This window comes from Rhodococcus sp. NPDC056960, from assembly GCF_042674125.1.
Taxonomy (GTDB): Bacteria; Actinomycetota; Actinomycetes; order Mycobacteriales; family Mycobacteriaceae; genus Rhodococcus_F.
Window position 1 is genome coordinate 23,336 of the sequence record NZ_JBHURF010000050.1, and the last position, 10,945, is coordinate 34,280.

Genomic DNA, 10,945 nt, shown 5'->3' on the forward strand with positions numbered 1-10,945 from the left:
GGCGCTATTCCATTCCGCCGCGACTGATCCTCAGCGCGATCAAGGCCATCCAGAACGATGCGATGTCTGCCGAGCTCTTCGTACTGCGACCCGTGAGCGCCTCGATCCTCTTGAGCCGGTACGCCAATGTCTGGCGGTGAATCATCAGCTTCGCCGCCGTGGCCGACCAGCTCCGGTCGGCCGTCAAGAACGCGTCGAGTGTCTCGACCAACTGCGTCTGATTCTTCTCGTCGTGGTCCATCAGTTCACCGAGGATCGCGCGCGCCGCGAATTGCGCCTCGCTGAGCGTGCGGGGCAGGAACAGGGGGGCCGCAGTGGAATACTCCGCGACAGCGCTACCGTCCGCACGCGCTGCCTGCAGTGCCCAGCGCGACTGCCGGACACTGTCGGGCACACGCTGGAGGGTGGACGTGCCCGCCGACAGACCCATGTGGGGGATGTGCGGGCCCAGCAATTCGACGATCACATCGATGTCGGCCGCGGCAGACATCAGATAGCCCTCTTCGCCCACCACACACGACAGACTCGCGATCTCGTTGTCGCCGAGAACGATACGGGCGGCCCGGAGATGCGGGGAGTCGAATCCGATCACCATCCATTCGCGGTCGGCGAGTCCGGTCTGCTCGAGGCGGGGCTGCGCGGCATCCGATCCCAGCGTCCCGTCGATGATCTGCTGGAACAACGCCGCCCCGAGGGCATCGTCACGCTCGCGCTGGCGGGTGGCCCGCTCCACCTCGATTCCGATCAGGCTCTGCGCGTGCAGCAGGCCGAACGCGTCGAGATCGACGTCGGACGTTCCGGCGGCGACCAGCATGCACGTGCGGTGGGTCGGCAGCGGGAACGCGGTCGCGGCCAGGGTGTCCCCGACCTCGACGGCGAGGCGCGCAGGCAGCCTGTCGAGCCGACCTTCGAGCCGATGGCACAACGCGCGAATCGTGTCCCCGTCGATTCGGCCCTCCCGGCCCAGCACCTCGGTGCGGTACTCCACGTCGACCACGTGCAATTCGTAGCCGAGTTCCGCGGACAGACGTTCCAGCAGCGACGAGTCGGCCATCGTCGCCGAGCGCGCCGCCTCGTACAGCCGACTCAACCGGGCGATCCGGCTGATCTGTTCACTCTGACTGGCCACGGCAACGGTGCGGCCAAGAGCCGAGAACGGGGTCGAATGGGACACGGTGAGCACCGGAAAATCGAGAGCGTCCGCCTCGGCGAGCATCGCGTCCGTCAACGGGGGTGCTTTCATGTCGTCACCGACCGCTATCCCGGCGATGCCTGCCCGCGCCAGCTGTCGAATGAGCTCGACCTGACGGCTCTCGTCGGCAGGAACGCAGATGCCGGTGGTCATCAGCAATTCGTCCGCCGCCAGCCAGTTCCACGGGTCGTCCAGCTCGCAGGAGTGCGCCCACACCACCTTGCGGTCCAGGCCGCCCAGACCGGCGAGCGTCCGGCACCCCAATTGCCGCATCGCGACCAGATCGCCCACCGACAACTCCGACACGTCCACCTCGTCTTCCGGTACGCCTGAGCGGTACCTGCGTACCCGACCACAGTATGTCGAAAGGCCCAGAATTCATACTCCAGCACAATCGATGTTTACCGGTCTCTCGCATAACGTCAGATCCAGATTCTTGCCGAAGCCGTGGATGCCGAGTCGACCCGCTGTCGCTCGGTCCGGTGGCAGGACCCACTCCCCATGGCCGAACAGGCCCCTCGAATGGACGGGATAGCAGAGATGGAAACCTTGCAGAGAACCAGCGACTTCGCGAACGGCGACGTGTCCTTCTGGTTCCGGGAAACCGGCACGCCGTCGCGGCGATCACCGTTGCCGGGATCGATCGACGTCGATGTCGCGATCGTCGGCGCCGGGCTGACCGGACTGTGGACGGCGTACTACCTGGCCACGGCGTCACCCGAGCTGAAGATCGCGATCGTCGAGAAGGAGTTCGCCGGGTACGGCGCCTCCGGACGCAACGGCGGATGGTTGAGCGGGGAGCCGGCCGGCCAGTTCCGCCGATACGCGAAGACCCACGGCATCGAGTCGGCCACCCGACTGCAGCACAACATGTTCACCACGATCGACGAAGTGGTCTCCGTCGCGGAGCGGGAGGGGATCGACGCCGACATCGAGAAGGACGGCCTGATCCATGTGGCGACCAACGAGGCGCAGCTTCACCGCCTGACCCACCACGTCGATCAACTTCGCAACGAAGGATGGGGAAAGGAGGACCTGTTCCTCCTGACGCCGTCCGAACTCGACGACAGGGTGCGGGTATCGGGAGCGCGAGGCGCGTTCTGGACACCGCATTGCGCACGCATCCATCCCTCAAAGTTCACGGTGGGACTGGCGGAAGCGGTGGAACGGCTCGGCGTCACGATCTATGAAGACACCACGGCCCAGAGTATTTCGCCGGGCGCGGTGACGACGACGCGGGGAACGGTCACGGCGCGTTATGTCGTGCAGGCGCTGGAGGGCTACACCGACAGCCTGTCGGGTCAGCGCAGGAAACTGATGCCGATGAACAGCAGCATGATCGTCACCGAGCCGCTGCCCGCCTCGGTCTGGGCAGACATCGGATGGCCGGGCGCCGAATTGGTGGGCGACATGGGGCACAGCTTCGCCTACAGTCAACGCACCGCCGACGGCCGGATCGCACTGGGCGGGCGCGGCGTTCCCTACAACTTCGCGTCGTCCTTCGACCCGGCCGGGAGCACGGCCCGCAAGGCGGTGGGACAGCTGATGGAGAAGCTGCAATCGATGTTCCCGGCAGTGTCCGCGTCGTCCATTCAACACACGTGGAGCGGGGTGCTCGGCGTACCCCGCGATTGGTGTGCCGCGGTAAACTTCGACCGCACCACCGGAATCGCCAGTGCCGGTGGCTACGTCGGGCACGGACTGACGGGCACGAATCTCGCCGCCCGCACGCTGAGGGACCTGATCCTCGGCCAGGACAGCGAATTGACCCGACTGCCCTGGGTGGGCCGGCACGCCCGCCGGTGGGAGGTCGAACCGATCCGCTGGATCGGCGCGTCGGCACTGTATGCCGCCTACCGCTTCGCGGACCGGCACGAAGCCGACTCACCACGCCCGAAGACCGCGCTCACCGCCACGATCGCCGACAAGATCAGCGGCCGCTGATCTCGCTCCGTATCACCCGAGTCTAAGGAACCCGAATGACGATAGACACCAACATCATCGAGATCCGCAAGGCGCCCTTCACCTGGGCCGAGAACGCCGAGTACAGCCAGGCGGTGCGTGTGGGGGAGACCGTCTACACCGCCGGACAGGGCGGATTCGACGACGCCGGCGAATTGGTGGCCGGGGGTTTCGTCGAGCAGACCCGGCAGACCTTCCGGAACATCGAGGCAGCTCTTCGTTCCCACGGCGCGGGTCTGGAGTCCGTCGTCAAGATGACGGTCCATATTCCCGACGTCGAGAACTACACGATCTTCAAGGAAGTGCGGCGCGAGTTCTTCCAGGAGCCCTGGCCCGCCTCGACCGCCGTCTCGTCTGCCCTCCTCGTTCCCGGGATGCTGATCGAGATCGAGGCCATCGCCGTAGTCCAGAGCCGCCGCTGCCTCACGGACTGACCTGCAGCTGCTCTTCCCTCAATCCGGTGACGCTCACCGGCCCGCGACCGCGGGTCGATGAGCGTCACCGAGCTGTTTCACCCGACGGCGGGTACTGGGCTGATGCCCTGCGCTATCCGCTACTCGTCGGCGGTGCGGATGGCCGCATCGGTCGAGGTCCGGGCTTCGGCTGATGATGGGCGCACCTGTTCGATCCCTGTGCGGGATTGAACCCGGTGAGCGAGTTCTCAACTCGATGAGCGGCCGGGAGCGCTGGATCCGATTGATCGAACGCACGAGGCAAGTGTCTATCGCCGGCGAGAACGGGACACCTGGAGTGTTGCACACCTGCCTTCCGCTCACACATACGTAAATCGTCCGATGTCGTCCCGATGTGATCTCTGTAACTTCAGTGAGCACGGACACGATGACAGGCCACCCGCCGTCGGCGGTGAGGATCCACCAGGCTCGTAGCCCGGTTGTGAGGCCTGTTGTCCCTGGCAAAGGAGACCAATGTTCCGCATCGGAGTAGATATCGGTGGCACTTTCACGGACCTGTACGCCTTGGATGAAGCCAATCCCACGGCATCGGGTGTGCGTACCGCGAAGGTGCTCTCCACCCCGGAGGATCTGTCGTTGGGCGTGCTGAATGCGTTGCGCAGCGCCGGAATTGCCCCGCGTGAGATCTCGACGATCGTTCACGGCACCACGGTGGCGACGAATGCCCTTCTGGAGCGCAAGTATCCGGAGCCCGCACTGATCACCACGGCCGGCTTTCGTGACGTACTGGAGATCGGCCGACAGCGTCGGCAAGCTCTCTACGACCCCTACCAGGTCAAGCCCAAACCGCTCATCAGCCGCGCCAATCGCTACACCGTCACCGAGAAACTCGGCGCGGACGGCACTGTCGTGACACCCCTCGACGAAGACGAGCTTCGTGCGACGGCAGCGAAGATCCGCGACCGCGGTATCCGTAACATCGCCGTCGCATTCATCAACGGCTACAACAGTGGTCATCACGAGCAACTGGCCCGCAAGATCCTGCTGGACGTGATTCCCGACGCCACGATCGCGCTGTCCTCCGAGACCCGCCCCAAGGTCCGCGAGCTCGGGCGCTTCGTCACCACCGCGATCCGCGCGGCCATGATGCCTGTGGTCGGCGATTACATGACCCGGCTCGAATCCAAGTTGGAAGCGGAAGGCTCGACGGCTCCGCTCTACATCGTCAAGAGCAACGGCGGCATGATGCGCGCCGAGAGTGCGAAGGAACATCCGGAGGAACTGATCGAATCCGGGCCGGCCGGCGGCGTCGCGGCCGGCGCCTACCTCGCCGCGCTGCTCGACTCGCCGAATCTGATCGTCACGGACGTGGGTGGCACCAGCTTCGAGGCGGCGCTCATGGAGCACGGCCGCGGGCTGGTGACCGACGAGTACGAACTCGAATGGGAAATGCCGGTCATCGTGCCGATGCTCGACATCCGCAGCATCGGCGCCGGCGGAGGTTCCATCGCGTGGATCGACTCGGGCGGATCGCTGCGCGTGGGGCCCGAAAGCGCGGGCGCTGTCCCCGGACCGGCCTGTTACGGCCGGGGAGGCCACCGGCCCACCGTCACCGACGCGAACCTCGTCCTCGGCCGGATCAGCCCGGACCTCAGTGGCAAGTTCACCCTCGACGTCGAGGCCGCGGAGAAGGCTATCGCGACCGTCGCCGACCCGCTGGGCATGACGATCCACGAGTGCGCCGAGGGCATCCTCGCGATCCTGTCCGAGAACATGGCAGGCGCAATTCGCATGGTCTCGAGCGACCGCGGTCGCGATCCCCGCGACCACGCCATGGTCGCGTTCGGCGGAGCAGGCGGGTTGAGCGCGTTCGAAACGGCACGAGGCGCAGGAGTGGACAAGATCATCATTCCTCCGTACGGCGGTGTCGCATGCGCCTTCGGGGCCATCACGATGGACGTGCGGCACGACCTCGAGGGGACGTTCTACCATCCCTTCGCCGACGTGAGCATCGACGAGTTCAACGTTGCGCTCGACAATCTCGAGGCTCAGGCGCGCGAGCTGCTGGCCAGGGACGGAGCCAACGCGGACACGGTCGAGATCGGTCGGTTCGCCGCGATGCGTTACATCGGCCAGTCCTACGAGGTGTCGACACCCCTTCCGGACGGCACGCTCTCCGATCGGTCGTTGGACGAGATCACCAAGGCGTTCTACCACGCGCACGAGCAGGAATACGGCGTCTACTCAACAGAATTCCCTGTGGCTGTGGTGAATTTGCGCATTACGGCGATCGGCAGGACGGCCAAGCCCGCCGAATCCGCCATGGTCGGGGCAGCGGCCGGCGGCACCGCCGAGCCCACGCGTCGGCGTGTGTACTTCGACGGCGCATTCGTCGAGATCGACGTCTACGGCCCGGACTCGACGCCGATCGGCCTCGAAGTCGACGGACCCACCATCATCGAGCAGGCGCACGGCGGCGTCGTCGTGCCGCCGGCCGCGAGAGTTCGAGTTGACCAGTACGGCAACATCATCCTCGAGAGCAAGAAGGATCAGTGACCGACATGACCGACACCACCACCGCCGCCTCGCGCAAACTCGACCCGGTCACCTTCGAGGTGCTGCGCCGCGGATTCGACTACGCGTGCGAACGCATGTCCCAGGTGCTCCAGAAGGCGTCCTTCTCACCGATCATCTACGACATGGTCGACTTCTCCAGTGCCGTGTTCGACCCCGACGTGGAGCTGATCGGACAGACGGCCAACTGCCCGGTACACATCGCCGCCATGCACTACAGCGCGCGCGCCTCGCTGGCCAAGTTCCCGCGGGAGACGCTCGGGGACGGCGACGTGGTCATTCTCAACGATCCTTACCTCGGCGGAACCCACACGCCCGACGTCACCTTGACCACACCCATCTACTTCGAAGGCGACCTGATCGCCTACGCCGTGAGTCGGGCCCACTGGACCGACGTCGGGCAGACGATGGACTCGCACATCGCCGGCGAGGGATTCCGGTTGCCGCCGGTCAAGCTCGCATCCGCCGGTGTCCTGAACCGGGATCTGATGGACATCATCAAGAATGGCACGCGCACCCCGCAGTACGTCGAAGGTGACGTCCAGGCCCAGCTGGCTTCACTCTGGGCGTGCCGGGACGAAATGCGACGACTCGCACAACGCTACGGCGTCGACGTCATGCGGGAAGGCATGCGGGAAATCCTCGACTACACGCAGCGCCGCACCCAGAAGGCGATCGAGCAGATCCCGGACGGCGTCTATTACGGTGAGGACTACATCGATTCCGACGGCTACAGCGAGGAGCCGGTTCGCATCAAGGTGAAGCTGGAGGTGAGCGGTGACCGCGTCCACGTCGACATGACCGGCTCGGACAAGCAGTGCCTCGGTCCGATCAACTCACCGTTGGCGAATACCGTCTCGGCGATCTATTACTCGCTGAAGTTCTTCCTGGACCCGCAGGCCCCGGCGAATGCCGGCATGTATCGACAGATCGACTTCACCGTCCCCGAGGGGACGTGGCTCAACCCGATCTGGCCCGCACCGACGCTGGGATGTACCACGGCGGCCTCGTCCAAGGTCACCGGCGGCATCTGGTCGGCCATCGCGATCGCAATCCCGGATCGCAGTGTGGCCTCCACCTACTCGGATGCCAACTGGTTCACCGCGAGTGTCATCGACCCGGCCACCGACGAGAACCACGTGTTCTCCGACCTTCCGGCCGGTGGGTGGGGCGGCACACCGTTCAACGACGGCATGCACGTGACGATGGACCCGCTGGGCAACTGCCAGAATCTTCCCGCCGAGACAGCGGAGATGCTGTTCCCATTGCGGTACAACTCGTTCCAGATGATCGAGGACTCGGCGGGCCCGGGTAGGTACCGCGGAGGTGCGGGCGTGCGCATGGAGGTCGAATTCATCGGCACCGGCCAGATCATCACCATGGAATCGTCCCGCACCCGAGAGGGATCGCCCGGAACCAACGGTGGTGGATCGGGCAGTCGTCAGAAGCAGTTGCGGCGCAAGGCAGACGGATCCATCGAAACCGTCGGCGGGCTCGACGACGACGGAAACTGGCTCCCCCAGATGCTCGGTGGCATCCAGTTCAGGGCCGGTGAATCGTTCGTCTTCGAGAGCGGCGGTGGTGGTGGGTGGGGCGACCCGTTGACGCGCGACGCCGAGCTCGTCGCGGAGGACGTGCGCAACGACGTGGTCAGCCGCGCCCGCGCCGAGAGTGATTACGGCGTCGTCCTCACCGACGACCTTCGGGTCGATGCCGACGCGACACGCGTCGCACGAGCGGCCCACTGACGAACAGCCCGGGGTTGCGGGGCTCGACCGCCCCGCAACCCCGGGCGTCGCACCGAGAGGATGGTCGAAGTGAGTAACGGAAGCGCCCTGTGGAAGGGCGATACGTGGGACACCGGATGGGGATCGATAGGGCTCGGTGACCACTCCGAGCTCACCGTGACCACTCCGGACGGAGAACAGTCGGTCCTCCTGAACTCGGTCGGGTGCGCCTTCGTGGACGCGTACGCGAGCGGGACGTGGGCCTGCATGATGGGAGCCGAGGGTTCGCAGATCGTGCTCGCCCGGCGAGACGGTCCGACGATCGACGTGATCGCCGAGGTGGATCGCATCGGCAGTGTGGGACGAGGCGGCACCGCCGACGAGGGCCCCGGGGCGACGATCGGGACCCACGCCGTGCGGTTCCACCCCCGCCCGGGTGCGGATCAATGCGTGCTGGCGTGGGAAATCGGCGTGGCGCTGATCGATCCCGACCGTGGCGTCGTCTGGACACACGTTCACGGGGACCCCGATCAACGAGTGCTGGCCACCCGCGAGACAAGGGTCGAGCTCAAAGGCCTTCATTCCGCGCTGACCATCGATCTCACCAGCGGCGAGATCGACAGCCGTGAACGGGAGAACCCGATGGCGGTCGACCGTGCCACCCTGGCCGCGTGGCGGCAGAGCATCGGTCGGTGATCAGGAACCTCGGCCGGCTGCGGCACCCGGCACCCAGGGCGGCGGAATGAAGCGCCCGGTGGCGTACGGAGTCGGCGAGACGAGGATGTCGCGCCCGCCCTGAATCTGAAAGATCGTGTGCGCCTGCGCGAGGGACGGGTCGCGCGACGCTCTGCCGAGACTGAGGGTTCGGTGCTTGCACGGGTCGAACGCGTACGCTCCGTTCACCCCTCGATACCGGGTCTCCGACAGTCGGTCGGCAACGTCGTCGAAGTCGCGCACATCGGAAACCTGCCGCCAGGCCTGGGCGAGGATGTGGATCCGGTCGTACGCGATCCCTGCATGAGACCGACCCGGCGACCGGCCGAAGCGGGCACGGTAGGTGCGGGAGAACTCGGCCCCCAGCTCGTCTGCGTATGTCCCGGTCGTCGCGGACCACAGGAGTCCTTCGCACTTCGCGCCCAGAGACTCCCGGAAGCCGGGGACGGACGGAGCGTAGGTCGAATAGATCAGCGTGTCCGATGGTGCCTTCAGGAATTCGCGGACGAATGCGGAGAGGTCCTGCGGAAAGTAACTTCCGACCATGACGGCGGCGGGCGCACTGCCCTGCACGGTGCGGGCCGCTGCGGCCCACGCACTGTCGCCGTCGCTGCCGGACGCCTTGACGACGACCGGTTCCCATCCGGCCGCTACTGCCTCGCGAGTCGCGCACTCGATACCGAGATCGATGAATTCCCATCGTGATTGGATCACGAAACAGATCCGATTCGAGCGAGGGTTCAACGATCCGCTCTCCCGGAGCTGCGTCAGGAACGAGACACAACAAGGTGCGTAGTCGTCGTCGTCGGGGCTGAACTGGAACACGCCGTGGTGACGACGCACGTCGTCGGCAACGAGGTCACCGAGCAACGAGGACGCCGAGGAATGCAGGAAGGGAATTCCGTCCGTCGCCGACGCGCTCATCACCGGCAGCTGCCCGGCGAGATACCCGGAGGTGATGGCAGCGGGCCGTTGCCGCAGTAGGGCGTCGATCGCGGTGCGGGCGCTGGTCTCGTCATCGGCATCGACGTCGGCGATGTCCATCTGCAGCAGTCGATCCTGTATACCGCCTCGGGCGTTGATCTGCTCGATCGCCAGCTGGGCGCCGCCCAGCATCGCCATGGCGTCGGCGCTCGCCCTTCCTTGTGACGGGATGAGAGCGCCGATGCGGATCGGATCGACGGACAAGGAACGACCCGTGGCCGACAACGCGCGGGACGGCAACGTCCCCGAGGAACGCACCATCCGGCCGATCGCCAACTGATCCAAGCCGTCGGTGCCGATCGGCAAGGGCAGCCCGATGAGGCCGCGGTCCAACGCTATGGTCGCGACCGCAGATCGATTGGTCACCCCGAACTTCCGCATGACGTGATCGAGGTGAGTGGTCACCGTCCGAGGGCTGATGTGCAAGGCCGCTGCGATGGCAGGATTGGTCAACCCTGCGATCAGCAACGTCACTACATCGAGTTCGCGCAGCGTAATTCTCAACGGTAGTTCGCGGCACTGTTCGCCGACGATGCGTGCCGAGCGGTGGCCTCGGCGCTGCGAGCGGTGAATGGAGATCCGCAGAGGTATCCGGGACCCGGTCCAGATGAATTCGACTCGGGAAAGGTCCTCGGTCAGGAACCCGAGCGCGAGATCCTCGAGGGCAGGATCGACCATGTCGCCGTGGAGGCCCGAGATCGATCCGTCATGGAGGACACGAACCTCGAAGATCCCAGGAGGCGACTCGCGGCTATCCGGACCGGCCGGTCGGTCCTTTGGCATGCTGTCACCTCCTTCGAAGAGGCTTCCATTCTATGTTTCGCGGCTGACGCTGCTGCGAATCGAGCGTGGCGGGCGTTGCGGCTCGTGCGCCCGACTGAGTCGTCCTTGCCGCGGCCGCGCATCACTGACACCCACACGTGCCGAGTTCGATCCGGCGACCTCAACGTTGGACCGTTGCCTCGGAGAACGGGCAGACGAGCCGTTCAGTCCTCGGGTGGTTTGATCGCGAGTACGGGCACGGGGGCGTTGAGGAGCAGTCGTTGGCTGATGCTGCCGAGGAGGGCTTTGCCTACTGCGCTGCGCCGCTTGACGCCGATGACCAGGCGGATGGCGTTGCGGTGGTCGATCTCGTCGAGGACGGCGTCGACGGGGTCGCGGTCGCCGCGTCCGTGGCGGTCGACGACGGTGACGGGCACCGCGCCGTCGTGTTCGGGGAGTTCGAGTGTGGTCAGTCCCAGGTTGACGACCACGAGTTCGGTGGCGAGTTGTCTGGCCTCGGTGATTGCTGCGGTGAAGGCGTGGGTTCCTTCTGCGCTGTCGGGTACGGCGACGATGACTGTCATGGCGTCCTTGTCTGTGGGTGTGCGGGGTGTCGG

Annotated in this window: 8 protein-coding genes; 5 read left to right on the top strand and 3 right to left on the bottom strand. The window is 65.8% G+C overall.

Annotated features, from left to right (window positions below; all coding sequences use genetic code 11):
* Nucleotides 1-4: 4 nt before the first annotated feature.
* Nucleotides 5-1,498, bottom strand: a complete 1,494-nt coding sequence (locus ACFTWF_RS42680) for a PucR family transcriptional regulator (protein ID WP_378467097.1) — start codon at nt 1,496-1,498, stop codon at nt 5-7.
* Between the two features lie 234 nt (nt 1,499-1,732).
* Between ACFTWF_RS42680 and ACFTWF_RS42685 the strand changes: the two genes are divergently transcribed.
* From ACFTWF_RS42685 to ACFTWF_RS42705, 5 genes are all read left to right on the top strand, one after another.
* Nucleotides 1,733-3,136 (top strand): NAD(P)/FAD-dependent oxidoreductase, encoded by a 1,404-nt coding sequence (locus ACFTWF_RS42685; RefSeq protein WP_378467098.1) that lies wholly within the window; start codon nt 1,733-1,735, stop codon nt 3,134-3,136.
* A gap of 35 nt (nt 3,137-3,171) precedes the next feature.
* The gene (locus ACFTWF_RS42690; RefSeq protein WP_378467099.1) at nt 3,172-3,588 is read left to right on the top strand and encodes a RidA family protein; all 417 of its coding nucleotides are present in this window, start codon (nt 3,172-3,174) and stop codon (nt 3,586-3,588) included.
* Nucleotides 3,589-4,080: 492 nt separating this feature from the next.
* The gene (locus tag ACFTWF_RS42695) at nt 4,081-6,123 is read left to right on the top strand and encodes a hydantoinase/oxoprolinase family protein (protein ID WP_378467100.1); all 2,043 of its coding nucleotides are present in this window, start codon (nt 4,081-4,083) and stop codon (nt 6,121-6,123) included.
* Between the two features lie 5 nt (nt 6,124-6,128).
* On the top strand, nt 6,129-7,889 hold the full coding sequence (locus ACFTWF_RS42700; protein ID WP_378467101.1) for a hydantoinase B/oxoprolinase family protein: 1,761 nt from the start codon (nt 6,129-6,131) through the stop codon (nt 7,887-7,889).
* A 69-nt stretch (nt 7,890-7,958) separates the two neighbouring features.
* On the top strand, nt 7,959-8,564 hold the full coding sequence (locus ACFTWF_RS42705) for a hypothetical protein (RefSeq protein WP_378467102.1): 606 nt from the start codon (nt 7,959-7,961) through the stop codon (nt 8,562-8,564).
* On the opposite strand, the gene ACFTWF_RS42710 is transcribed toward ACFTWF_RS42705, so the two are convergent.
* Nucleotides 8,565-10,349 (bottom strand): ABC transporter substrate-binding protein, encoded by a 1,785-nt coding sequence (locus ACFTWF_RS42710; protein WP_378467103.1) that lies wholly within the window; start codon nt 10,347-10,349, stop codon nt 8,565-8,567.
* Nucleotides 10,350-10,552: 203 nt separating this feature from the next.
* A complete protein-coding gene (locus ACFTWF_RS42715) occupies nt 10,553-10,912 on the bottom strand; it encodes a universal stress protein (protein WP_378467105.1) in 360 nt (119 codons plus the stop codon).
* Nucleotides 10,913-10,945 lie beyond the last annotated feature (33 nt).